This window comes from Cytobacillus sp. FSL W8-0315 (assembly GCF_038002905.1).
Lineage (GTDB): Bacteria > Bacillota > Bacilli > Bacillales > Cytobacillaceae > Cytobacillus > Cytobacillus pseudoceanisediminis.
The window spans coordinates 3,471,873-3,497,184 of record NZ_JBBOOC010000001.1 but is presented as its reverse complement, the minus strand read 5'-3'; the positions used below and the strand labels follow the sequence as shown (position 1 = coordinate 3,497,184).

29 protein-coding genes are annotated in these 25,312 nt (G+C 40.4%); 11 read left to right on the top strand and 18 right to left on the bottom strand.

Going from position 1 to position 25,312, the window contains the following annotated elements; all coding sequences use genetic code 11:
• Nucleotides 1–47: 47 nt before the first annotated feature.
• The 3 genes from MKY20_RS17870 to MKY20_RS17860 all read right to left on the bottom strand — a co-directional run bounded on the left by MKY20_RS17870 (nucleotide 48) and on the right by MKY20_RS17860 (nucleotide 2,689).
• The gene (locus MKY20_RS17870) at nucleotides 48–2,204 is read right to left on the bottom strand and encodes a PAS domain S-box protein (RefSeq protein WP_251175648.1); all 2,157 of its coding nucleotides are present in this window, start codon (nucleotides 2,202–2,204) and stop codon (nucleotides 48–50) included.
• Nucleotides 2,205–2,333: 129 nt separating this feature from the next.
• Nucleotides 2,334–2,531, bottom strand: coding sequence for a hypothetical protein (locus MKY20_RS17865; RefSeq protein ID WP_251175647.1), 198 nt, complete (start codon nucleotides 2,529–2,531; stop codon nucleotides 2,334–2,336).
• Complete coding sequence (locus tag MKY20_RS17860) at nucleotides 2,528–2,689, bottom strand: hypothetical protein (protein ID WP_251175646.1); 162 nt, start codon at nucleotides 2,687–2,689, stop codon at nucleotides 2,528–2,530. The genes MKY20_RS17865 and MKY20_RS17860 overlap by 4 nt, the downstream gene beginning before the upstream one ends.
• Nucleotides 2,690–2,862: 173 nt before the next feature.
• On the opposite strand from MKY20_RS17860, the gene yhfH reads away from it, so the two are divergent.
• Together yhfH and pepF are read left to right on the top strand one after the other, a co-directional pair.
• Nucleotides 2,863–2,997 (top strand): protein YhfH, encoded by a 135-nt coding sequence (yhfH, locus tag MKY20_RS17855; protein WP_009334590.1) that lies wholly within the window; start codon nucleotides 2,863–2,865, stop codon nucleotides 2,995–2,997.
• A gap of 191 nt (nucleotides 2,998–3,188) precedes the next feature.
• Nucleotides 3,189–5,003 (top strand): oligoendopeptidase F, encoded by a 1,815-nt coding sequence (gene pepF / locus MKY20_RS17850; protein WP_251175645.1) that lies wholly within the window; start codon nucleotides 3,189–3,191, stop codon nucleotides 5,001–5,003.
• Between the two features lie 186 nt (nucleotides 5,004–5,189).
• Here pepF and MKY20_RS17845 read toward each other — a convergent pair whose 3' ends face one another.
• Nucleotides 5,190–6,467 (bottom strand): erythromycin esterase family protein, encoded by a 1,278-nt coding sequence (locus tag MKY20_RS17845; RefSeq protein ID WP_251175644.1) that lies wholly within the window; start codon nucleotides 6,465–6,467, stop codon nucleotides 5,190–5,192.
• Nucleotides 6,468–6,596: 129 nt separating this feature from the next.
• Between MKY20_RS17845 and MKY20_RS17840 the strand changes: the two genes are divergently transcribed.
• Both MKY20_RS17840 and MKY20_RS17835 read left to right on the top strand, forming a co-directional pair.
• The gene (locus MKY20_RS17840; RefSeq protein ID WP_019379871.1) at nucleotides 6,597–6,785 is read left to right on the top strand and encodes a hypothetical protein; all 189 of its coding nucleotides are present in this window, start codon (nucleotides 6,597–6,599) and stop codon (nucleotides 6,783–6,785) included.
• A gap of 17 nt (nucleotides 6,786–6,802) precedes the next feature.
• Nucleotides 6,803–7,045, top strand: coding sequence for a transcriptional regulator SplA domain-containing protein (locus MKY20_RS17835; RefSeq protein ID WP_009334586.1), 243 nt, complete (start codon nucleotides 6,803–6,805; stop codon nucleotides 7,043–7,045).
• A gap of 56 nt (nucleotides 7,046–7,101) precedes the next feature.
• On the opposite strand, the gene MKY20_RS17830 is transcribed toward MKY20_RS17835, so the two are convergent.
• Complete coding sequence (locus MKY20_RS17830) at nucleotides 7,102–7,284, bottom strand: cold-inducible protein YdjO-related protein (RefSeq protein ID WP_026041562.1); 183 nt, start codon at nucleotides 7,282–7,284, stop codon at nucleotides 7,102–7,104.
• Nucleotides 7,285–7,373: 89 nt separating this feature from the next.
• Between MKY20_RS17830 and MKY20_RS17825 the strand changes: the two genes are divergently transcribed.
• Nucleotides 7,374–7,511 (top strand): hypothetical protein, encoded by a 138-nt coding sequence (locus tag MKY20_RS17825; protein WP_019379869.1) that lies wholly within the window; start codon nucleotides 7,374–7,376, stop codon nucleotides 7,509–7,511.
• A gap of 41 nt (nucleotides 7,512–7,552) precedes the next feature.
• On the opposite strand, the gene MKY20_RS17820 is transcribed toward MKY20_RS17825, so the two are convergent.
• Nucleotides 7,553–8,302, bottom strand: a complete 750-nt coding sequence (locus MKY20_RS17820; protein ID WP_019379868.1) for a YqjF family protein — start codon at nucleotides 8,300–8,302, stop codon at nucleotides 7,553–7,555.
• A 143-nt stretch (nucleotides 8,303–8,445) separates the two neighbouring features.
• Between MKY20_RS17820 and MKY20_RS17815 the strand changes: the two genes are divergently transcribed.
• Nucleotides 8,446–9,504 (top strand): sulfite oxidase, encoded by a 1,059-nt coding sequence (locus MKY20_RS17815; protein ID WP_019379867.1) that lies wholly within the window; start codon nucleotides 8,446–8,448, stop codon nucleotides 9,502–9,504.
• 128 nt (nucleotides 9,505–9,632) lie between these two features.
• Here the strand turns inward: MKY20_RS17815 and MKY20_RS17810 are convergent, their stop codons facing one another.
• The 3 genes from MKY20_RS17810 to MKY20_RS17800 form a co-directional block, all read right to left on the bottom strand.
• On the bottom strand, nucleotides 9,633–9,794 hold the full coding sequence (locus tag MKY20_RS17810) for a hypothetical protein (RefSeq protein ID WP_009334581.1): 162 nt from the start codon (nucleotides 9,792–9,794) through the stop codon (nucleotides 9,633–9,635).
• A 23-nt stretch (nucleotides 9,795–9,817) separates the two neighbouring features.
• On the bottom strand, nucleotides 9,818–10,027 hold the full coding sequence (locus MKY20_RS17805; protein ID WP_009334580.1) for a YozQ family protein: 210 nt from the start codon (nucleotides 10,025–10,027) through the stop codon (nucleotides 9,818–9,820).
• A 146-nt stretch (nucleotides 10,028–10,173) separates the two neighbouring features.
• The gene (locus tag MKY20_RS17800) at nucleotides 10,174–10,275 is read right to left on the bottom strand and encodes a YjcZ family sporulation protein (RefSeq protein WP_019379865.1); all 102 of its coding nucleotides are present in this window, start codon (nucleotides 10,273–10,275) and stop codon (nucleotides 10,174–10,176) included.
• A gap of 372 nt (nucleotides 10,276–10,647) precedes the next feature.
• Here MKY20_RS17800 and MKY20_RS17795 point away from each other — a divergent pair, with 372 nt between their 5' ends.
• From MKY20_RS17795 to MKY20_RS17785, 3 genes are all read left to right on the top strand, one after another.
• Nucleotides 10,648–11,865, top strand: a complete 1,218-nt coding sequence (locus tag MKY20_RS17795; RefSeq protein ID WP_009334579.1) for a NupC/NupG family nucleoside CNT transporter — start codon at nucleotides 10,648–10,650, stop codon at nucleotides 11,863–11,865.
• Between the two features lie 219 nt (nucleotides 11,866–12,084).
• The gene (locus MKY20_RS17790; protein WP_009334578.1) at nucleotides 12,085–13,569 is read left to right on the top strand and encodes an aldehyde dehydrogenase family protein; all 1,485 of its coding nucleotides are present in this window, start codon (nucleotides 12,085–12,087) and stop codon (nucleotides 13,567–13,569) included.
• Between the two features lie 142 nt (nucleotides 13,570–13,711).
• Nucleotides 13,712–14,311 (top strand): SCO family protein, encoded by a 600-nt coding sequence (locus MKY20_RS17785; protein WP_251175642.1) that lies wholly within the window; start codon nucleotides 13,712–13,714, stop codon nucleotides 14,309–14,311.
• A 39-nt stretch (nucleotides 14,312–14,350) separates the two neighbouring features.
• On the opposite strand, the gene MKY20_RS17780 is transcribed toward MKY20_RS17785, so the two are convergent.
• From MKY20_RS17780 to MKY20_RS17765, 4 genes are all read right to left on the bottom strand, one after another.
• Nucleotides 14,351–14,485, bottom strand: a complete 135-nt coding sequence (locus MKY20_RS17780; protein ID WP_256816508.1) for a hypothetical protein — start codon at nucleotides 14,483–14,485, stop codon at nucleotides 14,351–14,353.
• A gap of 104 nt (nucleotides 14,486–14,589) precedes the next feature.
• Nucleotides 14,590–16,947 (bottom strand): penicillin acylase family protein, encoded by a 2,358-nt coding sequence (locus MKY20_RS17775; protein ID WP_251175650.1) that lies wholly within the window; start codon nucleotides 16,945–16,947, stop codon nucleotides 14,590–14,592.
• A gap of 30 nt (nucleotides 16,948–16,977) precedes the next feature.
• Nucleotides 16,978–17,361, bottom strand: coding sequence for a MaoC/PaaZ C-terminal domain-containing protein (locus MKY20_RS17770; protein WP_251175641.1), 384 nt, complete (start codon nucleotides 17,359–17,361; stop codon nucleotides 16,978–16,980).
• The gene (locus MKY20_RS17765) at nucleotides 17,361–17,807 is read right to left on the bottom strand and encodes an FAS1-like dehydratase domain-containing protein (RefSeq protein ID WP_251175640.1); all 447 of its coding nucleotides are present in this window, start codon (nucleotides 17,805–17,807) and stop codon (nucleotides 17,361–17,363) included. The genes MKY20_RS17770 and MKY20_RS17765 overlap by 1 nt, the downstream gene beginning before the upstream one ends.
• A gap of 180 nt (nucleotides 17,808–17,987) precedes the next feature.
• Here MKY20_RS17765 and MKY20_RS17760 point away from each other — a divergent pair, with 180 nt between their 5' ends.
• A complete protein-coding gene (locus MKY20_RS17760; protein ID WP_019379859.1) occupies nucleotides 17,988–19,607 on the top strand; it encodes an ABC-F family ATP-binding cassette domain-containing protein in 1,620 nt (539 codons plus the stop codon).
• A 42-nt stretch (nucleotides 19,608–19,649) separates the two neighbouring features.
• On the opposite strand, the gene MKY20_RS17755 is transcribed toward MKY20_RS17760, so the two are convergent.
• Nucleotides 19,650–19,787, bottom strand: a complete 138-nt coding sequence (locus MKY20_RS17755; protein WP_019379858.1) for a YuzL family protein — start codon at nucleotides 19,785–19,787, stop codon at nucleotides 19,650–19,652.
• A gap of 103 nt (nucleotides 19,788–19,890) precedes the next feature.
• Here MKY20_RS17755 and MKY20_RS17750 point away from each other — a divergent pair, with 103 nt between their 5' ends.
• On the top strand, nucleotides 19,891–20,136 hold the full coding sequence (locus MKY20_RS17750) for a YkuS family protein (protein ID WP_009334572.1): 246 nt from the start codon (nucleotides 19,891–19,893) through the stop codon (nucleotides 20,134–20,136).
• A gap of 60 nt (nucleotides 20,137–20,196) precedes the next feature.
• Here the strand turns inward: MKY20_RS17750 and MKY20_RS17745 are convergent, their stop codons facing one another.
• The 4 genes from MKY20_RS17745 to MKY20_RS17730 form a co-directional block, all read right to left on the bottom strand.
• Nucleotides 20,197–21,366, bottom strand: a complete 1,170-nt coding sequence (locus MKY20_RS17745; protein WP_251175639.1) for a D-alanyl-D-alanine carboxypeptidase family protein — start codon at nucleotides 21,364–21,366, stop codon at nucleotides 20,197–20,199.
• A 216-nt stretch (nucleotides 21,367–21,582) separates the two neighbouring features.
• Complete coding sequence (locus MKY20_RS17740; protein ID WP_019379856.1) at nucleotides 21,583–22,539, bottom strand: hypothetical protein; 957 nt, start codon at nucleotides 22,537–22,539, stop codon at nucleotides 21,583–21,585.
• Between the two features lie 101 nt (nucleotides 22,540–22,640).
• The gene (locus tag MKY20_RS17735; RefSeq protein ID WP_019379855.1) at nucleotides 22,641–23,831 is read right to left on the bottom strand and encodes a DHH family phosphoesterase; all 1,191 of its coding nucleotides are present in this window, start codon (nucleotides 23,829–23,831) and stop codon (nucleotides 22,641–22,643) included.
• A gap of 102 nt (nucleotides 23,832–23,933) precedes the next feature.
• Nucleotides 23,934–25,277 (bottom strand): YjiH family protein, encoded by a 1,344-nt coding sequence (locus MKY20_RS17730; protein WP_341002213.1) that lies wholly within the window; start codon nucleotides 25,275–25,277, stop codon nucleotides 23,934–23,936.
• Nucleotides 25,278–25,312: the final 35 nt, after the last annotated feature.

The window sequence follows — 25,312 nt, the reverse complement described above, 5'->3', positions numbered from 1 at the left end:
GGACAGGAATTATTTTCTAACAAAAAAGCCAATCCTTTTGGGATTGGCTATGCAGATTTCGCAGGCAGAACAATATTGAATGTTGTACCTTTATTTAATTCACTCTCGATAAATACTTTTCCGTTATGGCTTTCGATAATTTTAAAGCTGACCATCAGGCCTAAGCCGTTCCCATTTTTTTTGGTTGTAAAAAAAGGTTCTCCGATATTTTTCAGTTTTTCCTGCGGGATTCCTACTCCTGTATCCTTTATTGCAATTTGAACCTGGTTATTTATGATACCAGCTCTAACGGTGATGTTCCCTCCATCAGGCATCGCTTCAATTCCATTTTTGATAAAATTAAGCAAGACTTGTTTTAGCCGATTTTCGTCACATTCAATTTGAATGATATCCTGTTGATATTCGAAACCAATTTTCACGTTTCTATTTCGGGCTTCAAATTCCAAAAAAGAAACGACATTTTTTATAATGGGTATGATATCTCTTTCTTCCAGTTCTGCGGCTTTCGGCTTAGCGAGAACCATAAAATCTTCTACTATATTATTTACCCGGTCAATTTCATCCAAAATGATGCTTAAGTATTCCTGCCGCTCTTCATGTGTCTCTTCCAGCTTCAGGAATTCTGTATATCCTTTCATGGTTGTGAGCGGATTGCGGATTTCATGTGCAACCCCTGCAGCAAGCTGGCCCACTGCTGCCAGTTTATCCTGTTGATGCAATACTTCTTCAGTTTTTTTCCTCTCAGTTATATCGTTTCTTATTGATAAGTATTGATAAGGTTTTCCGTTTGCATTCAGGAACGGCACAATCGTAGTATGAACCCAGTAATAAGATCCGTCTTTTGCTTTATTGCGTATTTCTCCTTTCCAGACTTCTCCCTGGCCAATTGTTTTCCATAAGTTCTTAAAGAATTCTTTTGAATGAAGTCCTGAATTTAAGATGGAATGATTCTGTCCTATCAGTTCTTCCCTGCTGTACTGGGAGATTTCACAAAACTTCTCATTTACATTGGTTATTGTTCCTTTTTCATCTGTAAAGGCAATAATAGAAGACTGATCAAGCGCAAATTTAATATCGTTTACATCTTTCAGGGAACTTTTAAGGCTGGCTGCAGCAGATTTCAATGCCGATATATCTGTCCGGATGGAAACATACTGATAGGGTTTATTCTTTTTATTGAGAAAAGGGACAATTGTAGTATCAACCCAATAAAAGCTTCCGTCTTTCGCTTTATTGCGTATTTCCCCTTTCCATATTTCCCCTGATCCAATTGTTTTCCATAGATCTTGAAAAAATTCCGGCGGATGAAAACCCGAATTTAAGATATTGTGATTTTTGCCAAGCAGTTCATGTTCTTCATATTTAGATATCTCAACAAATTTATCATTCACATAAGTGATAACGCCCTTTGGATCTGTAATAGCCACTATAGATGATTCATCAAGAGCAGCCTGAATATCATGTAAATGGGTGTCGCTTGCTTCCAGCCTCTTGCTGATTAAAGTGCTTGAAGCAATAAGCCCGCTCAGGATAAGAATCCCTGCAAAAAATACAAGATAAATCAGAGAAGTCTCCGGAGAGCCTCCCCTGCTAATTTCCCCATTTGAATAGAATGATGACGATCGGATCAGCAGAAAATAACCCTCCACAATGGCTCCGGTGAATATGAGTGCACTTAAGGGCTTGATCCAGATAGGTCTGGAGTACGAAAGACTTTTCGAATAAAAGAGCATCCATAGTGAAAATAAAAAAGAAACAAAAATGATCAGTGCTGAAATGAGGAATATGCTGGGGGAAAACTGCACATTCATCCCCACAGCAAACATACCTGTTACATGGATAGATAGGACTGCCATAGTTAAAAAGAAGCTTCCCGCAAATAGATTGCCTGTTTTCAGCTGCCTGTCGATTACTCTATTAAAGGCCATACCGGTAAATGAAATGCCAAAAATCATGGACAATAAGGTAAGCGGAATATTATAACTTCCTGAAGCGTTTATGTTGATGGCGATCATGCCAATAAAGTTCATAATCCATATCCCGATTCCAAGGGAAAAAGTTCCGCCTAAGAACAAAAACTTCTGGTTTCTCTCAGATGATTTAATCAATGTAAATAAATCTAATGCTGTATAGGAAGCCATAATGGTCAGTATAACCGCTACAAATATTAATATTGGATTAAAAGATTCAATTATCTCAGTCATCGCAGGCTGTTAGCCTCCTCATTATTACTGTATTAAATATGATTGTAATGCAATCATTACAGCCTTGGAAGAGGCCCGGCGAAATAAAGTCAGAAGTTCATTAGTACAGATAGACCTTTTGCTGTATGGCTAGAAATTATTAGATGACTTTACCTCATGCTTCGGACTCTCCCCAATGGATATCCACTTTTCCTGTCCGAAAGATGACCAACTACGGACTTGCTCATCCGGATTACCCCTTCTTCTGTCCGAATGGGTGGCGACTTCGGACTTGTACCTCCAGCCTTCCGCTTCTTCTGTCCGAATGGTTACTAACTTCGGACTCATACTTCCGAATTTCCGTTTTTCCTGTCCGAATAGGGACCGACTTCGGACTCGTACCTCCGATTTTCGCTTTTCCTGTCCGAATGGTTACTGACTTCGGACTCATACCTCCGGATTACCCCTTCTTCTGTCTGAATGATGATCAACTTCGGACTCGTCATTCATATCCCCTCTGTCCAAATCGATCCAAAATCTTAATTTGCACCAATAAATATAATAGATAAAATTTTTAAAAAATTTAATCAAACCACTTCACATTTAATTTTGTTTGGTATATACTGTACTACAACAGATGAAAACACGATTAACTGTATTATAAAAAGGAGGAAATTTCATGATTAAAAGTCCAGTTGAATTTTTTAGAACTCTTCCCAAAAAGGTATGTCCGGAGTGCGGCCAAACAGTCAAGGAACAGGCCGAATCTTATCTGATGGAATGTGATCGCTGTCTTTCAAAAAAAATGGAATAGCACAATCAGCGGAAGGCTTCAGGCCCTCCGCTTTTTTATTTACTGCTATATGGCCACTAACAAGAAAACTCAGGATGTTATAGTACAGTGAAACTTAAAATGTTTGAAAAGTCTATAAATTTACAAGGCCATCCTGTATAATTGTTCCATAAACTCTATATTTAGAGAATCGAAATAGGAGGGATCGCTAAATGGTTCAAACAGCAGTAACCAGATTAAAGCGTGTTGAAGTACCGGAAGATCGTACATGGAAAGTGGAGGATTTATTTGCTTTAGAGGAAGATTGGCATAAAGAAGTGAGAAGTATAGATGAAGACCTTGCTGTTTTTGAGCAGTACAAGGGAAAGCTCCATGAAGGCCCGCAAATATTACTGGGCTGCCTTTCCGCTCAGGAAAAGCTCTCCATCCGTTTGGTTCAAGCTGGAACGTATGCTAGCTTGCGCCAGTCGGAGGATGGAACAAATCCGCGCAATCAGGCAAATTCATCCATACTTGCATCTTTAAAAGCAAAAGCAGCCTCTGCTCTTTCGTTTATTGACTCTGAATTAATGTCCTTACCTGAAGGCACGATTGAAAAATACATAGACGATGAAAGCGGCCTTGAACCTTTCAGAAAACAGCTGACAGATCTTCTTAAATCGAAGACGCACAGGCTTTCTCCAGAGACGGAAGAAGCCCTGGCAGCATTGGGGGAAGTATTTGGAGCTCCGTATAATATGTATCAGGCTGCAAAACTTGCTGACATGCCATTTTCCTTTTTTAAAGACAGTAAAGGAAACGATTTGCCAAACTCTTTTGCTCTTTACGAAGATCGTTATGAGTTTTCGTCAGATACTGCCATCAGAAGGAATGCCTATGTCTCATTTACAGATTCACTGGAAAACTATAAGAATACATTTGCCTCTGCCTATTCTGCCGAGGTGAAAAAACAGGTAACACTTGCTAAGCTGAGGAAGTACAGTTCAGCCACACAAATGCTCCTGGATTCCCAGCATGTTACAGAGGAAATGTACAACAATCAGCTGAATATTATCCAAAAAGAGCTTGCCCCCCATATGCGCAGATATGCTCAGTTAAAGAGAAAAGTTCTGGGATTGGATAAGATGCTTTTTTGTGACCTGAAGGCTCCTCTTGATCCGGAGTTCAATCCTGAAACAACATTTGAAGAAGCATCAAAAGTCATATTAGAGGCTCTCAAAGTAATGGGACCTGAGTATACGGATATAATGAAGAAAGGCTTGACTGAACGCTGGGTTGATTTGGCTGACAATGTAGGGAAATCTACAGGTGCATTTTGTTCAAGTCCATATGGATCGCATCCATTCATCCTGATTACATGGACAGACACGATGCGCGGTGCTTTTGTTCTCGCTCATGAGCTTGGGCATGCGGGTCATTTCTATTTGGCCAATAAATATCAGCGTATAATGAATACCCGCCCATCAACCTACTTTGTAGAAGCTCCCTCAACACTTAACGAATTGCTGCTTGGACAGCATTTAATGGCAGGCACTGAGGATATGAGAATGAAGCGCTGGGTAATTCTTCAGCTGCTGGGAACTTATTATCACAACTTTGTCACACACCTTCTCGAGGGAGAATATCAGCGAAGAATATATAATCTTGCTGATCAAGGGATTCCGTTAACGGCAAAAACACTTTCAGATCAAAAGATGGAAACACTTGCTGAATTCTGGGGTGATACGGTTGAACTGGATGATAAGGCGGCTTTAACCTGGATGAGACAGCCTCATTATTATATGGGACTCTATCCATATACTTATTCAGCTGGTTTGACTGCTTCCACAGCTATGGCACAGAGCATTCAAGAGGAAGGCCAGCCTGCCATTGAACGCTGGCTTGATGTTTTAAAAGCTGGCGGAACGAAAAAGCCGCTCGATCTCCTTAAGAGCGCAGGCATTGATATGTCCAAGCCAGATCCAATCCGCAAAGCCGTAAGCTATGTGGGGACCTTAGTGGATGAATTGGAAAACAGCTACATGTAGCAATAAGCCCCTCCGATATTCCGGAGGGGTTTTCAGGTTAAATATACATACTCCATTAGAGGCTTTTTTTGATCTCTGGCTATATAGAAATAATCGGTTTATATGAGGATCAGTAACCTCTAAGCACATCCTCGAATTCATGGAGGGTAAATATGAGATAGTGGGTCTTTTTGTTTGTAATTGCAATTATAATATTGTTACTGGTATATTAATTGGCTTTAAGGCACGGGTTTTCTCTATATAAATGAAACCGTCATATCTGAGTGAGACTTTCGTAGGCACATAATTCCCGTATTGTTCATATTCAGGGTTATATACGACTCCAATGGCTCGATGACCGATAGATTCATTAAATAATTCCCTGTTATCATCGGTGAACAACAAAATTTTATCTCCAGGGCCAGCCTTGCGAAGCGTATCCTCCCAGCTTCCTGTCTGTGCTGGAGGTACTTCCATAACTTGTAGCTCATTCCCCCATTGTTCCGCTGCGATAACAGTGCCTGAGTGTGTACCAAACCCGAGTGCGAAAACCTGATCTTCCCCATATTTCTCGCGAAGGATTTGCCCAACGTTAACAAGTCCCTCTTCTTTCATATCTGTTGCTCTTGCATCTCCGATATGAGTATTGTGTTCCCATACGATGACCTTGGCATCTTCTCCATAATATTTGGAGATCTCCTCTATGGCACTTACCATGTGATGATCCCTAATATTCCAGTCATCAGGCCCGCCTTTTACCATTGCTCGATAATAGTTTTCTGCATTTACAGCAACAAGGCTATTTAGCATAAGGTTCAGTGATTCTTCTTCGTAGCTCCTGGTATGCCCCCACTTGTTTTTTATTTTAAGTAAAAGTTCGGCTACTTCTTTTTCACAGCCTTCCCCATAAAATGCCGCAGAAACTGCATAATTTTCAGGTGTCCGATGAAAAGGCTCAAAGCAGGCAAATGCTTTTTTAGCAGCTTCCAGTTCTGCAGCTTCCTTTGTCTCCAGAAGTTTTATTATTTCATCCATCGATTCCCATAAGCTATATATATCGATGCCATAGAAACCAGCCTTTAGGCCATGTTTATCAATCAGCTGATTGTGATTATTAAGCCAGGTTATTAGATCTTTAATTTCCTCATTTGCCCACATCCATGTCGGCCACCTGTTAAAATTTTTGAGTGCATCAAGGGGATTCAGATGCACATAACCCTTAACATACCTGTTGATGGTAAAGCAGGAAGGCCAGTCTCCTTCAACAGAGATACAGTTGAACCCTTTTTGTTCAATCAGTCTTTTGGATATTTCTGCTCTTACTGTATAAAATTCTGATGTTCCATGAGAAGCTTCCCCCAATAAAACAAATTTCGCTTCCCCGGCTGCTTGAATAATCCGGTCAAGCCCGGATGAATCGGTGAAAGAGAATGCTTCTTTTTGAATAGCTGTTATCAAGTCCTTATTTTCTTTTATTTTTATCACCTCATTTAAGACCTATATAGTTACTTTGCCCATTTGAATTAGGATTAATATGGTTGAATATAAGACCTATGCGGAGAGAAAACTTTAAAGAAAGGTGCTCGAATATCTATAACAAAAGGAGTTTTAATAATGAAAGATAACGATGAAAAATACCTGACATATGCACCAAAAGAAGAGATGGTAACCATTGAAACGGGTGGCAGTTTTCCAAATTTAAAACATGCAGCTGGGGATTCAGTTGATGAACATGAACAGCAGGAAACGGCAAATGCTATTATAGGTGCGAAAGAAATTGGACAGCAAAACGAAAACCTGTAATAAAAGGAGTGAATGGAATGGAGACAATCGATCCTAAAAAGGTTAAATCTGGTGATGAGGTTTTTGTTATTTATCATAACCCTCATACTCCAAGTGTTGCAAATGTCAGGCCGGCAGAAATTGTACCGCATCCTAAAGACCCTAATGCAGTGGCCCTCTTCCTTAATGAATCCTTCCATTTAATAGAAGAAGATGATGCGTTGTTTTCGTCTGAACATGATGCAGAACAGGCCTTTCATGAATTGTATGGAGACTTTTAGATCATTAAATAAGAAAGACTGTTATCAGGTGACAACAGTCTTTCTAAAATTAATTATCACAAAATTTGCGGCAATTCCCGCATCTCGGCAGTTGTTTCATCACCGCATAATGGGCATTTTAAATCTGAAGAGGCAAAATCTTTTCTCATCCAGCCATTGCAGCTATTGCAGGAATACACCTCTGTATCCAGCATTACAACTTCCGGCTTGTCATCTTGGCCTTTTTTATTGAAAAAAATAGGAAACGCCCCCTTTTTTTCTTAGTATGGACAAGAAAGGTAAAAATTATTGAAAATGTTTTAAACAATTTTGAATAGGAGGTGATTCAATGGACCGCCGAGAGAAAAAGAGAAACCTTACTATAGCAGGAACTGATATTGATGAAGTAAAAAGGCTGAACAGTCAATCAGGGCTTTCATATAACGAAGCAAAAAAACTGCTTGCAGAAATTTACTTTAAGAAATGAGGTAGTGAATGGGTTACATCATTAATAGGATTACTCTTTAGTTATGATGAAGAAACCTTTATTAAAGGCCAGAAATAAGCATGTTTTTCCGGAGAGTAGTGTAAGATCGGTTCGCCTTTAAAGTAAATTCGGGGCAAAAATGAAGCTAAAGTGTTTTGATGTATCGTGCAAGAAGCTTCATGCAGCTGCCATTTTGTATGATGAATATCCCCGCGAAAAACCTTTTCACCTTTTGTTACCCATAAGCAATACCTTTCAGTCAGCCATTCATCAAGTGTTCCGGGTTTTGAGTTGAAGGGGCTTGATATTGACTTATAATTTGCTTTGAATTGGCCGTTCTCTGAATGGCCGTGTGTTCGCCTGCTTTCATAATTAACTAGTCCTTGAGACTTACTAACTTGCATTTCGGCATTCATATACGGAAGGTAATACAACATTCTGGCCCCTGTTACGGCTAAAAAGTTGTCTGCATCCAGGCTAAAAAAATATACGCCTTTCATGCCCTCATATTCCACATAAGTCCTTACATTCAATTCATTCATTGATTTCATAATCGGCAATGGCGGAAAGCCGCGCACCCTCATTTTACTGATCCAGAAAGGTACTACCCCCATCCATGCTGTACCATTGTATGTATCTAATGTTAACTGTGAAGGGATGTGTTTTTCCAATATTTCTGCTGGCACTGGCCAATGAGCAAATAAAACATCATTCCATATTTGTTCCATAACCCAGGGTTTATCAGGCAGCGGAAATGGCCTGTGTCCTGTTATCTTCAATTCTTCTTTCATTCCCTTACCGCCCTTCAGTATGTTATATAAATGATTATTCCTCATAATGCGAGTATTAAACTTAGCTGGTATAAATGAATTGTTGATGTTTATAGTTCTATCCTTGGGGATTGCATTGTATTTATGAATGGAGGTGATGGTTCATGAATAATCAGCTTTCAGCACCTTATCTGAAAACACTAAGTCTGTCTCCTGAAAATCAGGAGTCTCCCATTCATTTTTTGGAGTGCTGGAAAACACCGCAAGAATATTTTTATTTAAGAAACCATTTTTCCTACCCGCTAATTAACCCTCAGAATTTATTTTTGTCCATTAGCGGGAACGTGAATAAAGCGATGGAAATATCTTTAAGTGAACTTTACCGCTTCCCATCCAAAACCATTCTGGTCCCTCTGGAATGCGCTGGCAATAACAGAGCGAAATTTAAACCAAAGGTTTTTGGTGAGCAATGGGAAGAAGGAGCAGTCAGTCAGGGGAAATGGAAGGGAGTGCCTTTGAAGGAACTGCTGAATAAAGCCGGACTTTTGGATGGAAGCAAAGAAGCTGTGTTCGCAGGATTGGATTTTGGTGAGCGAAAAGATTTGAATGAATCCTTTTACTTTGCCAGAAGCCTACCAATTGAAAAGGCACTCCACGAAGATACGATAGTAGCTTATGAGTTTAACGGCAAGCCCCTACCGTATAAGCAAGGTTATCCATTCAGGCTAATCGTGCCCCAATGGTATGCAATGGCCTCCGTTAAGTGGCTTAGGAATATTTTTATTATTCAGCATGAATTTAATGGGCCTTTTCAATCAAAAGATTATGTATATTATCCTTATAAAGACAGCGATCTGGATAAAAGGCCTGTTACAGCCATTAATGTTAATAGCACAATCCAGCAGCCATTGAATTATTCCATTATTAAAGAAGGATTTCACACAATAAGAGGGATTGCCTGGACTGGCACTGGAGCAATTAATGAGGTGGCAATAAGCATTGATCATGGGGATACATGGAGAAAGACCTCACTCAAACACAGGGAAAACGAGAAGTTTTCCTGGGTTAAGTGGCATTTTGATTGGGAGGCATATAAGGGTGAGCATACCATTCTTGTGAGGGCCAGTGATTCAGAGGGCAATATCCAGCCAATAAAGCCTTACTGGAACAGAAAAGGTTATGGATATAATGCTGTGCAAAAAATAAAAATTCGAGTGGAATAATCTTTTTTCAGGTGCAGGCCCCAAATATAGTCATAAACAAAAGAGAAGATGACCTGGCATCCTCTCTTTTTAATTTTAAATTTTATCACCGCTGCAATCCTCAATCAGCAATCCATGCGGACCAGATTTTAATTTTCTTGATCTGTTCTCTTACCTGCTTCAGGTTCACCAGGCGTCTGGTTCCCTGTTGTAGCCTGGTATCCCACCCGATAGGAGGAAGTCCTCTTTTTTCTGAGAACTTCTGGCATTTTGTACTGGCCCAGATCATCTTGAGCATCTTTTGGTGCCATTGCATTGCCTCCTTGCTATTGTGTTATTCATCATACCCTTTGCGCGGAATGGAAATATCCACCCCGACAACGTCTTCAATTACCGCATCTGCCTGTCCTTCCATGTATGCGTCACTCACTTGTTCATGTGTTGTCGCCAGGCCGGATGAAAGCTGATCATTCCTGTTATAATCTTCAGTCTCATAATATCTGCCGGCAATATCTGTGCCATCATTTTTGTCCTTTTTATTCATATGGGATCCCTCCTTCTAATTTAGAACTATCTTTATTTTGGACATTTAACTGATTATCATACTGTTCCATTGCAAACAGGAAGGCTGAAAACAAAAAATCTGCCCAAATACGGGCAGATCTTTTGCGCTGTCATTTTTTTAGATAATTAGTAGCCTCCGCCAACGAAAGCAGCACCAACAATGATTAGAAGTATAAACAGGACAACGATTAAAGCAAAACCGCCGCCATACCCTGCTCCTGCACCCATTCCAACACCTCCTGACATCTAGTGACAGTGTATGAAAATGATGTTTGTCCCGAATGGGCAATTATAACGGAGGGATGAAAATAAAATCGAAGATTCATTTATTTAATTTGGCTCTATAAGATGTTTTTCAGTTATTGCCCTCTTGGAAGAGATTAAATCATTTAAAATCTGAACAAAAATAGGAGGTTATTCAACAAATTTTAATTAGCAGGAAAAAAACTCTTTACTGCAAACGGATTCATGGTAAAATGGACATGTAATCAAGTTAGATGTCTGACGTCTATTCACAAACCTCTTAGAAGAGAGGTCTATATTTTTGGCGTTTCGTAAAAACGTTTTCATTATTCTAAATTCAACAAATGAGGTGTCAACATGAGTTTTATATGGGGTTTATTAGGAGTTCTTACTGTATTGGGGATTGCTTTCCTCCTTTCATCAAATCGAAAGGCAATCAATCTCCGTACAATTTTAGGCGGATTGGCTATCCAGTTTGCATTTGCCTTTGCAGTTCTCAAATGGGAACTTGGAAAAAAAGTATTAGAAAAAATGACATTTGCAGTAAATGATATTGTCGGATTTGCCAATGAAGGAATAAATTTCTTATTCGGAGGCTTGTTCCAGGAAGGTTCAGGAGTAGGAATGGTATTTGCCTTCCAGGTGCTGACTACAGTTATCTTCTTTTCTTCCCTTATCTCTGTTCTTTATTATACCGGGATTATGCAGATAATTATAAAGGTCATTGGCGGAGGTTTGTCCAAGCTGCTTGGAACAAGCAAGGCAGAGTCCATGTCTGCAGCAGCCAATATTTTTGTCGGACAAACGGAAGCTCCATTAATTGTCCGCCCTTTCCTGAATAAAATGACGAAATCTGAACTGTTTGCTGTTATGACCGGAGGCCTTGCATCAGTTGCCGGTTCAGTACTTATAGGATACTCCCTTCTTGGGGTACCATTGGAATACTTGCTTGCTGCAAGCTTCATGGCTGCACCTGCCGGCCTTGTCCTCGCTAAAATTATGATACCTGAAACAGAAGTATCAGAGACAACAAACGACATAACTATTGAAAAAGATACTGAATCTGTAAATGTGGTAGACGCTGCGGCACGCGGTGCAAGTGTGGGACTTCAGCTTGCATTAAACATCGGTGCTATGCTTCTAGCTTTTATCGCTCTGGTTGCTCTTATCAATGGAATTATCGGATTTGCAGGCGGGCTTTTCGGATTTGAAAATCTTACACTGGAAACCATTCTTGGTTTTGTTTTTGCCCCTCTTGCATTTGCAGTAGGTGTTCCATGGGCTGAAGCTGTACAGGCTGGCGGGTATATCGGCCAAAAGCTCGTATTGAATGAATTTGTTGCTTATTCAGCTTTCGCACCGGAAATCAGCAGCCTGTCTCCTAAGACTGTTGCAGTAGTGAGTTTCGCGCTTTGCGGATTTGCCAACATTTCCTCTATGGCCATTCTTCTGGGCGGACTGGGCAACCTTGCCCCTGACCGCAGGAACGATATAGCTAAGCTTGGAATTCGTTCAGTAATAGCTGGAGCACTTGCTTCTCTATTAAGTGCAGCAATTGCAGGAATGTTAATTTAATAGTTTTATAGCATACTGGATTAATCCGGTATGCTTTTTTATTGATAAAATTTGGGAACAGGCGAGAATTGTCGAACATTATCTGAAAATTATTTTAATTCAGAGTTGATTTTATATTTTTGTTAATGTTAAAGTATTGTTGTAAGCGTTACCATAAGTATTCTTCTAAAAGTTTTGCACCATGGAAATACATAGACTACTATTTTAAGGAGGAATTATATGAGTCAGCTAACTGCAGGTTTAAAAGAAAAGGTGGAAAAGTTTTTAAGCGGAAAGAAGAAATTATATATCAATGGTGAATTTGTTGAAAGCAAATCACAGAAAACGTTTGATACGTATAACCCGGCTACAGGGGAAGTTCTTGCTTCTGTTTTTGAAGCCGGTGCAGAAGATATTGATCTTGCAGTAAAAGCAGCCCGAAAGGCTTTTGATGAAGGCAAATGGTCAAAAATGAGCGCCTCTAAGCGCAGCCGCCTGATGTATAAGCTTGCTGATCTTATGGAAGAAAACAGTGAAGAATTAGCACAGCTTGAGACGTTGGATAATGGTAAGCCGATTCGTGAAACAACTAATGCCGATATTCCTCTGGCTGTTGAACATATGCGCTATTATGCAGGCTGGTCTACGAAGATTGTCGGCCAGACTATTCCTGTCAGCGGGCCATTCTTCAACTATACTCGCCATGAGGCAGTTGGTGTGGTGGGACAAATCATCCCTTGGAACTTCCCTCTTCTTATGGCAATGTGGAAGCTGGGTGCTGCCCTTGCAACAGGATGTACGGTTGTTCTTAAGCCAGCAGAGCAAACACCTCTTTCTGCTCTATATCTTGCTGAACTAATGGATGAAGCCGGCTTCCCTCCAGGGGTTGTCAATATTGTACCAGGTTTCGGTGAAACAGCTGGCCAGCCGCTTGTCGATCATCCCTTAGTAGATAAAATAGCGTTTACTGGTTCTACTGAAGTAGGCAAACTGATTATGTCCAATGCTTCAAAAACCTTAAAGCGCGTTACGCTTGAGCTTGGCGGTAAGTCTCCAAATATCATTCTGCCAGACGCTGATTTATCAAAGGCTATTCCAGGAGCTCTGAACGGTGTTATGTTCAACCAGGGTCAGGTGTGCTGTGCCGGCTCCCGTGTTTTCATACAAAAAAAGCAGTTTGATAATGTTGTAGCTGACATGGCTTCACATGCCAAAAAAATTAAACAAGGTGCCGGTATTCATGCTGACACAGAAATTGGCCCGCTTGTTTCTGCTGAGCAGCAAAACCGCGTTCTTGGGTACATTGAAAAAGGCCTTAGCGAAGGTGCCCAGCTTGTAGCAGGAGGCGACAAACCGCAAGAGCAAGGTTACTTCGTCTCCCCTACTATTTTTGCTGATGTTCGTGACGAAATGACGATTGCGAAGGAAGAAATATTCGGACCGGTTATTTCGGCCATGCCTTATGATGACTTAGACGAATTAATTAACCGGGCAAATAACAGTGAATATGGTTTAGCTGCAGGTGTTTGGACTCGTGATGTGGCAAATGCACACTATGTGGCCAACAAACTCCGCGCAGGTACAGTTTGGGTGAACTGCTACAACGCCTTTGACGCTGCATCTCCATTTGGCGGCTACAAGCAATCCGGAATCGGCCGTGAGATGGGATCATACGCTCTGGATAACTATACAGAAGTTAAGAGTGTTTGGATTTCAATGAAATAATAGCCGAACCAAAAAAGGAACCTTGCGGGGTTCCTTTTTTTGGTTGCTTCACTTTAATTTCCCCTGTATTAAGAATAAGTTCACAGATTATCCATAGGAATTTTGATGGATATTATTTATCCTTATATTGGGAGGGGAAATAATGAAAAAAGTTTATATTATATCCGCGATTATTGTAATATTAGGCATAGCAGCCGGAATTTCTTTTTTTATTATTCGTGATATGACAGCCAAGATTCCTGATCATATTACACTTTTAACCGATGATGAGAAGTTATATGACTTTGCGGAATCGGATAAAAAGCTGAAGCTTGTTGAATTTATTTATACGCACTGTCCGGATATCTGTCCGACTACTACACAAAGGATGAATCTGCTGAAAGGTGATCTTAGCAAAGAGGGTGTTTTTGGGGAGAAGGTTCAATTCATTACTGTAACGATCGACCCCTATAGAGACACCGCAGAGGTCCTTCGAAAATATAGAAATACCTTTGAAGTCGAAAATGATGGGGATTGGGTCTTTCTTACTGCAGAGCCTGATAAACTGAAAAAAGATCAGTCTGAAATTCAGGAGCTCGCTAACACGTTTCAATTTCAATACCGTGATCCCGGTGATGGTTTCTACGTTCATAGCACCTTTGTCTATTTGCTTGACGAAAATAATAAGTTTATTAAGAAGTTCCCAATGGGAGAAGATTTTGATAAGAATGATGTTTTCAATAAGATTATGAAGCAAATATAATAAAAAAGTGGCGGACTCTGGATCCGCCACTTTTTTAACCTAATTCGCAGAAGAAGATAAATTTTTGTTTTGGTTAATGAGTATTAAAGTTTTTGATCTTGGCTTTGAAAAGCTTACTTTAATACCGGATTTCTTTAATCTGTTTACCAAATCAACCAGCTGCTTTTTAGCCATTTGAAAAACTCCTTTTTCCCTGCCTGTATGATTAATATTGTACATGAAAAATATGAAAAAACTATGAACAAAAAGGAACATTTTATGATTTTTGGGAAGCTTTTTCAAGGTTTTAATAAAAGTGTATGCTTGGTCCTCTCTTCATTGAGAGCTGTCTTATGATAGTTCCCTTCTGCCCAGCCGTTCATCTGGTCATGATACCACTGGCTTAGAGGATGTCCTGATTGTCCTGGTCCCACAAGGTGATAGGCAGTATTCATGTTTTGCGTATCCATTACAAATCTCCACGAGCCCCCATGATTTACTGTGCCATCTTCTTTATTAGCTGCTGCCTGGACAGTGACTGAGCTTCCTCCAACAGGAATCCGCCCTTCTCTATTAAACAAGAAGTTTAAAGGTTTTACACTTGAAAGCGGATGGGAAAAGGCTAATTGGTGATAGTCTCCCCATTTCCACTCAGACAGGTTGTTTCCTTGAAGATCTGCAGCTTTCTTTACGGCTGAACTCAATGATCGTGAAAGGACTTCCTCCAGTCCTCCCTTTTCTTCTATCCAGCGGCTTACCCTGCCTTTTGCTGCATTTCTCAATAATTCATCCACTGCCTGCTTTTGTCCTTTAAAGAGCTTCCTCATTTCTGGTGTTATCTCATCTTCAAAAAGAACATCGGATATGCTTTTCATCCAAAGATTGAAAATGAGAGGGGCTGCTCCATCTTTGCTGTCGTTATAATCCCATTTACTCAGGGCGGATAAAGCTTCCTTTTCAAGATTGGAAGATGGTTCTCTAATTTTAGACAGGAAAATGGGTATAAATTCCTCGGCCTGCAGGTTTTTCTGATCCATCTGCAGAGACATCATGTCTTCTGCTGTAAGTTCATCCTTGCTTTTCAGGAATTCCTGGATGCGCATTTGCCTATACGGCTGTGCCCAATCATGACTTATATGGTAAGGGTAGCTGTCATCCATAACCTTATTGTTTGCAGTTGAGATGTATCCTTCTCTTGGATTAATCGCTTTTGGCAGTTGATCATAAGGTATATAGCTTTCCCAGCCGTATTCATCCGACCAGCCAGGTACTGGCAGTAGCCCGTCTCCTTTCTTTCTGATGGGGATTTTACCGTTTGCTTTATAAGCTATTGTTCCATCTGGCGAGGCAAATACAAAGTTCTGTGCGGGTGTATGAAATAACTCCAATGCTTCTTCAAATTGATGCCAGTCCGATGATTTATTCATTTTTAGAATGGCTTCCAGTTCTTTTGAAGGTTCAAGGGCAGTCCATTGCAAAGAAAGAACTGTATCTTTGCCGCTGTCTGCAGCAAATTCCGAAATTACAGGTCCGTGGCGTGTAATCGTTACTTGATAGCTAATTGTCTCCTTGTCTTTTACCTTAATTGGTTCTTCAATTATTTCTGCCTTTTCCCATTTTTCATTGAATAGAAACTCATTTTTATTGGCAGGATTCCTTTTTTCAATATACAAATCCTGGACATCTGGTCCTGTATTGGTTACTCCCCATGCAATGTTCTCATTGTGACCGAGAATAATGCCCGGAATACCGGCAAAAATGACTCCGCTGACGTTCATCTCCGGGGATTGCAAATGCATCTGATACCAGATGGAAGGTGTGCTGAGTGATAAATGCGGATCATCCGCAAGAATTGGCTTCCCGGATGCCGTTTTGCTGCCTGCTGCAGCCCAGTTATTGCTTCCGTTGAATTCCGGTGGAGTGATTGCATTTGCAAAGCTTTCTTCAATATTTAAGTTGTGTTTTCCTATTATGTAAGGGGCTTCTTCCGGATATGAGGGGAATAATTCATACGCTTTATCTTCCGGAAAATGCTGAAGGAGATAATATCGGAATGCCTGGCTTTCCCAGTGTCCTCCAAGATCATATGCCATATATTTGCCGATAGTAAGTGAATCCACGGGAGTCCATTCTTCAGGCTTATAGCCAAGTATGGAAAATTCAGGCGGCCATTTTCCGGTATCTTTCACCTCTTTAATATAAAGATTTACTCCTTCCGCAAACCAGCCTAAAATCTTTTTTGCTTCCGGGGAATATGCTTCATAGGATGCTTCTGCGGCCCTTCTCAGTCCAAGTGTCCTAAAGTATTTATCATTTTCAACCGCCCCTTCCCCGATCACTTCACTTAATCTGCCAGATGCCTGCCGCCTGCTTAAATCCATTTGAAATAGGCGATCCTGAGCCTGCACATATCCCTGTGCAATAAAAAGGTCTCGTTCATTATCCGCAAGTATGTGGGGAACGCCATTGCCGTCGCGATTCACCCTGACATCAGCAGAGATGGATCCAATTTTGATCTCTCCTTCAGTTTTAGGGATTGAGCGCGATAAATAACCAAACATAACGAAAAATGCCGCAGCCAATAACACTAATATGATTGCAAAGGTCCATAGTGAATATTTCTTCCACTTTGATTTTGGCTTGAGCTGGACCCCAATATGACCTCCCATAGAAATCCTTCCTTTATATTATATTTTTACTTCGAACTGTCCGGAAAGCTTCACTTCACCAGCTTCATTTTTAACTGAAACTTCTCCTGTCAGTCTCTTCTCATCTTTTTCCATTCTCTCCCCTGTCACTTTTCCTTCTATTGTCAGTTTCTCGCCAGGACGCGTCATTTTGCTGAAGCGCACTTTGAACTTTTTCAGGTTTTTTCTCGGAAACCAATCAGCCAGTGCTTCGCCTGCCATTCCCATAATGAGCATCCCATGGGCAATCACACCGTCCAATCCCGCTTTTTCCCCAATCGGTACTACTGTATGAATTGGATTAAAGTCCCCGGATGCGCCTGCATACTTGACCAGCTGTGTATGTGTGATCTCGGGTTTATGAATCACTGTTAATTCGCTCATTATTCTGTTCTCCTTCTTTCGATAATGGTAGATTCCGAATATAGAACCTTGATTCCTTCACTGTTTTTATAATGAATTCCTATAGTGATAAAACGCAGATTCCTCTTTTCAAATGCTGAGATTAACTGAGGAGCGGCAGTTATTGTATCGCCGGCGCATAATTCCCCCATATAGCGATATTCCTGTCCTCCGTGAAGAACCTTAAGCGGGTCAAGGCCGAATAGGCTGATTAGGGTTTCGAAATCCAATCCTCCCCACATCTCTATGGCCGTCGGAAATGTAGGCGGAATGGGGATGTCACGGTATCCCTCTTTTCTCGCGATGTCCGCATCAAAATAAATAGGATTTCTGTCTCCAATTGCCATAGCAAATTCCTTGATTTTCCCCCTCTCAATTGTGAAGCGGAAAGGTTTTAGTTTTACATCTTCTTTTAAAAGAGATTCCATTACAAAAAGCACTTCCTCTCATCATGTTTATAATCTTTATGTATTCGACTTTTACCTTCTGCTTCCTTTTAATTTTCTGAACTTTTAAGAAGACGGCAAATTGCATTATGAAGAATTCGCGATTAAGCGCTAAAAGTGGTATACTTTTAAGGATTATGTATTTGGAGGAATAAAAATAATATGATAACTGTCAGTAATGTAGGTCTTCGATACGGCGACCGCAAACTATTCGAAGATGTTAATATTAAATTCACACCTGGCAATTGCTATGGTTTGATTGGAGCAAATGGTGCCGGTAAATCAACTTTTCTAAAGATTTTATCCGGTGAAATCGAGGCACAATCGGGAAGTGTTCATTTAGGTCCCGGCGAGCGCCTTGCTGTCCTGAAACAGAATCATTTTGAATACGAAGAGTTTGAAGCATTAAAAGTAGTCATCATGGGACATGCCCGCCTGTATGAAGTAATGCAGGAAAAAGATGCGATTTATATGAAAGCCGATTTCACTGATGAAGATGGAATGAAGGCTGCTGAACTTGAAGGTGAGTTTGCAGAACTGAACGGATGGGAAGCGGAATCTGAAGCAGCTATTTTGCTGAAAGGGCTGGGCATCGAAGAAGAACTTCATGACAAAAAAATGGCTGACCTTTCCGGTTCTGAAAAAGTGAAAGTTCTTCTTGCGCAAGCCCTTTTCGGCAAGCCGGATGTTCTTTTGCTGGATGAGCCGACAAACCACTTGGATATCAAAGCAATTCAATGGCTTGAGGAATTTCTGATCAACTTTGAAAATACTGTTATTGTTGTATCCCATGACCGTCACTTCTTAAACAAAGTATGTACTCATATTGCCGACCTTGACTTTGGGAAAATTCAGATTTACGTCGGGAACTATGACTTCTGGTATGAGTCGAGCCAGCTTGCACAAAGGATGGCTCAGGATGCCAATAAGAAAAAGGAAGAAAAAATCAAGGAACTTCAAAGCTTTATTGCCCGCTTTAGTGCGAACGCATCAAAATCCAAGCAGGCAACTTCACGTAAAAAGCTTCTTGATAAGATTTCTTTGGACGACATCAAACCGTCTTCCAGAAAATATCCGTATGTCGGATTTTCGCCTGACCGTGAAATCGGGAATGATTTGCTAAGAGTAGACGGCATCAGCAAAACAATTGATGGCGTAAAGGTTCTGAATAATGTCAGCTTTATCATGAACAAAGATGATAAAATTGCGTTAGTTGGCCCAAACGAATTGGCGAAGACTACATTATTTAAAATATTGACTGGTGAAATGGAGCCGGATGAAGGAACGTATAAGTGGGGTGTTACAACATCTCAATCCTATTTCCCGAAAGATAACTCGGAGTTCTTCGAAAACTCTGATTTGAATCTTGTAGACTGGCTGCGCCAATTCTCACCTGCTGATGATAGTGAAAGCTTCCTGAGAGGTTTCCTTGGAAGAATGCTATTCTCTGGTGAGGAAGTTCTAAAGAAAGCAAGCGTTCTCTCAGGTGGAGAAAAAGTCCGCTGCATGCTTTCCAAAATGATGCTTAGCGGTGCAAATGTACTTATGCTGGATGAGCCAACCAACCACCTTGATTTGGAATCCATTACAGCATTGAACAATGGGCTAATTAACTTCAAAGGGTCTATGATTTTTGCATCACATGACCATCAGTTCATTCAAACCATTGCCAACCGCATTATTGAAATTACACCGGCTGGCATCGTCGATAAGCAAATGACTTATGATGAGTATTTAGAAGATTCATCCATTCAAAAACAAGTTGCTGATATGTATCAGTAGACAGTAAAAGCAGGAGGAATAACCTCCTGCTTTTAATTTTTGTTAAAAGTCTTGTTTTTTCTTTTTATGGCGTGCAGAAGAAGCTGTTCTGCTGCCCGTTTCCATATTGGTTGTACCTTGACCTTCGATGTTTGGGGAACTTAGTCCAGCCTTTGAAGGGTCTTTTTTGCGTTTGCTCATGTTAAACACCTCCTTTCTTACTGTTTCGTGTTATGGCTAATTTTATCCATGGAATAAAAATGGAGTACAAAAGCCAATCTAACAAACGGAGGAGGTGTTAACATTGACGAAAAGAGTAGCGGTTGAACAATCCTTAACAAATGTTTCGGAAGCGCTTCGCGAAAAAGGTTATGAAGTGGTTGATATGAAGACGGCGCATGATGCTGAGAACTGCTCCTGCTGTGTAGTGAGCGGTGTTGATTCAAATGTGATGGGTATGCAGGATGTTTCTACAAAAGCTTCTGTCATTGAAGCTAGCGGCCTATCGGCTGATGAGGTATGCCGTCAGGTGGAGCAAAGAATGCAATAAAAGATTGTCCAAAGACTAAAGAGAATTTCTTTAGTCTTTTTTCATAAAAAAAGACATGCATTAAACCCGTCTTCTTCTTCTGGCTTTTGCTTTTAGATTTTTCCTTAATATTAGTATAAAGATTACAAATAAAAATATTATTAAGCCTGCTCTGCCATAGTATCCAGTTGTCTCTTTCCCAGTCTCCTTTTCTGTTTTCAGCTGGCTGGAAACCACTTCATCCTGTTTGTCTTCCAGAAGCTTTACAGATTGAATGATCCTTCCGTTTTCATTCTTAATCTGCAGCTTTCCTTTTGATGTAATGTCTTCTTCGTAGATTCCTTTTGGCAATGTTATGGCTACATTTTCACCGCCAGTTGTATAGGTTTTTCCATCAGAAGGAAAAACGTCAGTGCTGCTCAGTGTCGAGGTTTCAAAGTTGCTGAACCCATAGTTCAAAAGGTTTTTTGTATCATTATAAATATCCCGCTTGAATTCAGCTTTTAATACAATGGCCGTTAACTTTATTGAATCGTTTTCGGCAGAAGTGGCGAGGGTCTGCTTAGCTTCATCTACGAAACCGGTTTTTCCCCCTGTCACTCCTTCGAATGGAACCTCACCTTTAAGCATCCTGTGATGAGTAAAGATGGTGGTGTCCCATGACTTTCCTGCCCACTTCATTTCCTTTGTTCCGTAGATTTCTCGGAAGGTCTCATTTTTCAGGGCGTAATTAGTTAATTTTGCAAGGTCCCCTGCCGTTGTATAGTGGTTTTCATCAAACAAACCGTGAGGATTAACAAAGTGAGTATTTTTTAAGCCTGCACTCTCTTCAAGATAGTGATTAAGGTTCTCTGAGAATGCTTTCATATTGCCGTCCAGATGCTCAGCAATGCTCCATGCAGCATCATTTCCTGAATTAATCAGCATTCCCTGAACGAGTTTTATTAAAGGCAATTTTTCTCCTTCCTCCAAATAAACTCGTGTTCCTTCAACCTCTGCTGCTTTTTTGCTTATAGTTGCTATGTCCTTTAAGTCTCCATTTTCAATGGCATATATGGCAGTTGCTATTTTCGTCAAACTGGCCGGGTACATCTTTTTATCCGCATTTTTTGCATACAGAACTGCACCTGATTCAGAATCTGTTACAATTGCGGCTTCACTGATAATTGCAGGGTCTTTTGGTTCCTCTGCTGCTGCATATGCAGTTGGAAAACTGAATAAAAGCAGGATGAATACAAGCAATTTCTTCATGAATACACATCCTATTCAAACCGATAATCATTACTGATTGTACCAGACAATTCATGCATACTTATATGGTGTTTATCAATTGTTACATAATTGAAAATTTAATGCCGTAATTTGAGAAGATTGATAATGAAAGGAAATGACCTGCTTTTATCTTTTCCAAAACAACAAGAACTTAAAATTTTGAAAAACAAAAAAGCAATCCAATTGGACTGCTTTTTAGCTAGAGCATCCGCCTCCGCAGCTCGAACAGCTGGAGCCGCCTGAATCATGTCCTCCTCCTGAATCATGATCACTATGGCTGCTGCAAGAGAAGCCGGAGCAGTAAACCATTCCGGAAGCACTGTCTTTTGCGAGTTCGGGGGGAAGAAGTTCGTTCATATTGTCCTCGAACCCATCTGGTTCATAAACCGAAAAATACACGGCTGGAAACAACAGATAGGAATATTGGCTGACAGATGCGGGCTTCGTAAATTCCAGCGCCTTCTTCCCAAGCTTCATTGATTCTGATTCAGAAATTTCATGCTTCAGTTTTTCTATCATTTTCTTTTTCAGTTCAAGCCAATCATTTCCTGCCCTGAAATACTTATTTAACAGTTCAGTCTCATTCATGCTTCTAAAATCATCAAGTATTTCCTTTTTAATCGGATTTTGCAAAAAGCTTCCCCAAATTCTTCTGCTATTATGGCCTGCTTCAAAAAGACTTAAATACACCCAGTCAAAAAAAGCCCTTTCACCTGGTATAGGGGTGCTGTCCATATTTGGGGAATGGTGCAGGTATTCACCAAAGAAGTTTTTTGAAAAATGCTCATAATCACGGGTGAACATGAGCATTTCATGCCAAATATCATCCGCTTTACTGCTGAACATAGGCACTGTTTTCAGTATGGCATTCATCACAAAATATCTTTTTAGTTCAAAAAATGTCCAATCATATGCGTAGTCTTTCCATTTGGGGTGCTCCCTCAGTACACGATTTTTTATATTCTCCCTGTACCCTTCAGGTAATGATTTTTCTAAATTTCGAATCATTGGAAGATAGTCGTCGGACTGAATTCCCAAATGTTCAGGAAATGGCTCATCTTTAATAAATGGATCTCTTTTCGAACCAGTAACTATAACTTTAATGAAAATGGCAGCAAAAATCACACCAAAAATAAACAAAAATATTTCCATAGAACCTCCCCCAATCTATATATATGTTTCAATTATATATGAAATTTACAATATTTAGCAGGGGTAGTTTTCAAAAAAAACCGCCAAATAAGGCGGGATAGCTAATTTTTTGTCTTTATATAATAACGCTTTAAAAATTCTACATAAATATCATCATGAACAAGCCATGCCTGGTATTTTCTTTTAATATAATTTTCTGCCTGCTGAAAGTTCTGATAGGGTTCGCGGACGGGCTTTCCGTTCATTTCCAGAATCCAATTGTCCTCGCCTGCAGCAAAAATAAAAAATTTGTCTCCTTTCTTATTTTCGTATAGTGATCCCTGCATAGAACTTTTATTATTGTATTTGTTCCTGAATGCATCCTGCCTCATGGGATCCAGAGGGAAAATATCCTGAACGAATAGTTTATAAGCATCTTTTCCCATCGAACAGCCTGACGCTTTTGCATGTCCTCCTCCTCCAAACTTTCCGGCGACGGCAGATACATCAACGTGGTCATGAATTGTCCTGAAACTGATTTTTTTGCCCCCAAGGTTTAAGATAGCGATATAATCCAAATGGGGAAAATCTTTGCCAAGTTCGTTTCCTAATTCAGAATGATAGGATTCAGCATGGACGATGCCAGCACAATATTCACCAATGAACGTTTGGACAATTTCCCGCTTCTTCCGTCTAACATAACGCTCAATCTTTTCCTCTTCCATTTCCAGTAATTTTTGTTCAAAATCATCAAATTCGAAATGATCTGAGTTTATGATTCTTTCCGTCATTTTTTCTTCGAATTCTTCAATGGAAACCATAAAGAATAGATCGTTCAGATTCTTTGCTTTAATATTATCATTTTGGTCCCATTCCCAAGTATCATACTGGCGGACAAGTTCAACGAATTCGTCCAGGGCCTGGGATGATTTAATCAGTTCATGTTCCAAGAGATATTCATACAGCAAAGAGGTTGCAGCTGTGAGCCTGCCATCATCATATTGAACCTTCACTCTGCCCCAGTTATAATCATTAAAGTGCAGGGCTGTTTTGTGATGGTCAATTAATCTGACTTTGCCGCCGCCTTTTTCCAGATCATCAAGCCTTATCAAGTTTTCATCATTAACAGATAAATCCGTGATAATTAAAAAGTCATCCTTCAATTTCTTTTCATTTTCAAACAATTTTTCAATCTGATGATCAAGTCCCATTACAGAGTTATAGCGTACCTCGACATCTTTTCCAAAAGCAATCTTTGCAACGATGCCGCATCCGACGCCATCAAGGTCATTATGTGTATACAGCCTGTACAATATCAATCACCTGCTATTCTTAGACTCATTCCTCTACTAGTTTGGTTGTGCAGGAAAATTCTATGCGGAAAATCCCCGCTGCATTAATCGGGGATTTTCCAGTTAAAGCAATATATAGGCCAGAGGCGCAGCAATCAGTATCGTTAGAATTGTTCTTTCTGCCCAGATGACAAGCAGCTGAGGAATGGTGATCGGGATCTCTGTTGATAGAATACACGGGACAAGTGCAGAAAAGAAAATGATAGCTGATACTGAAACGACTCCGATAACAAATTTAGTGGCCAGTGCTGCCTCTGCTGCAAGCAATGCCGGCAAAAACATTTCAGCAATCCCCACTGCACTTGCTTTTGCTGCTAATAATGGCTCAGGCAGCTGCACTAGAGCCGTAAAAGGATAAAAGATATATCCAAGCCAGTCGAAAACAGGAGTGAATTCTGCAAGAACCAAGCCTAATAAACCTACTGACATAATGGATGGCAAAATGGACATCGTCATGACAAACCCATCTTTTAAATTATCTCTGATGTTTTTCCATAATCCCGGGGACTGAGCGGCTGTATCCATCGCTTCTTTCCAGGCTGCCTGCAGACGGCTCCCTGAAAAGGTTTCCTTTGGAGGCAGCTGTCCATTGTAATATTCTTCGCTCATTGATCTAAGAGGCCAGATTCTTACCGTAATAGCCGTTACGATGAAGGTTACAGCAAAGGTCGTCCAAAAATATGTGTTCCAGATTTCCATCAATCCAAGTGTTTTGGCAACAACAATCATGAACGTTGCGGAGACCGTTGAGAATCCGGTAGCTATAATGGCAGCTTCCTTAATACTGTATTTTCCTTCTTTGAATACCCTGTTTGTAATGAGCAGCCCGATTGAATAGCTTCCTACAAAAGAAGCCACTGCATCGATTGCAGATTTCCCGGGTGTTTTCCAGATCGGCTTCATAATCGGCTGCATTATGACACCGAAAAATTCAAGGAGACCATATCCAACCAGCAGTGCAAGAAAAACGGAGCCGATTGGAACGAGCAGCCCGACAGGCACGACGAGTTTGTCAAACAAAAACGGCCCCATACTCGGGTCATATAGCCAGTCAGGGCCATAGCCGGAGACGATCATTATGGCGACAAATAACCCACTCACTTTAAAAATGGAAAATACAATATTTACCTTGTTCTTGTTCCAGGATTTTGTATAGAAAGGATAAATGGCGCCAAGCAGGATGACGAGTAAGGCATAATAAGGGACAGCTGCAGGTATGGAAGTCTGAATGGCTGTGACAATATGGTCAAGCATAATGGAGGATTTCTCATTAACGGTGACGGGAACAAAAAACATAAATAGGCCAATTGCGCTGAAAAGAAAAAATTTAACCTTATTTTTCAAAGCTGCATTTGGATTCTTGAGCTCAGGCTGGTGAGATTGATACACTGCAGTTTCTTTTTCCATTCTCATTCCCCCTAGTAATTTAGCGGTAAGGAGCA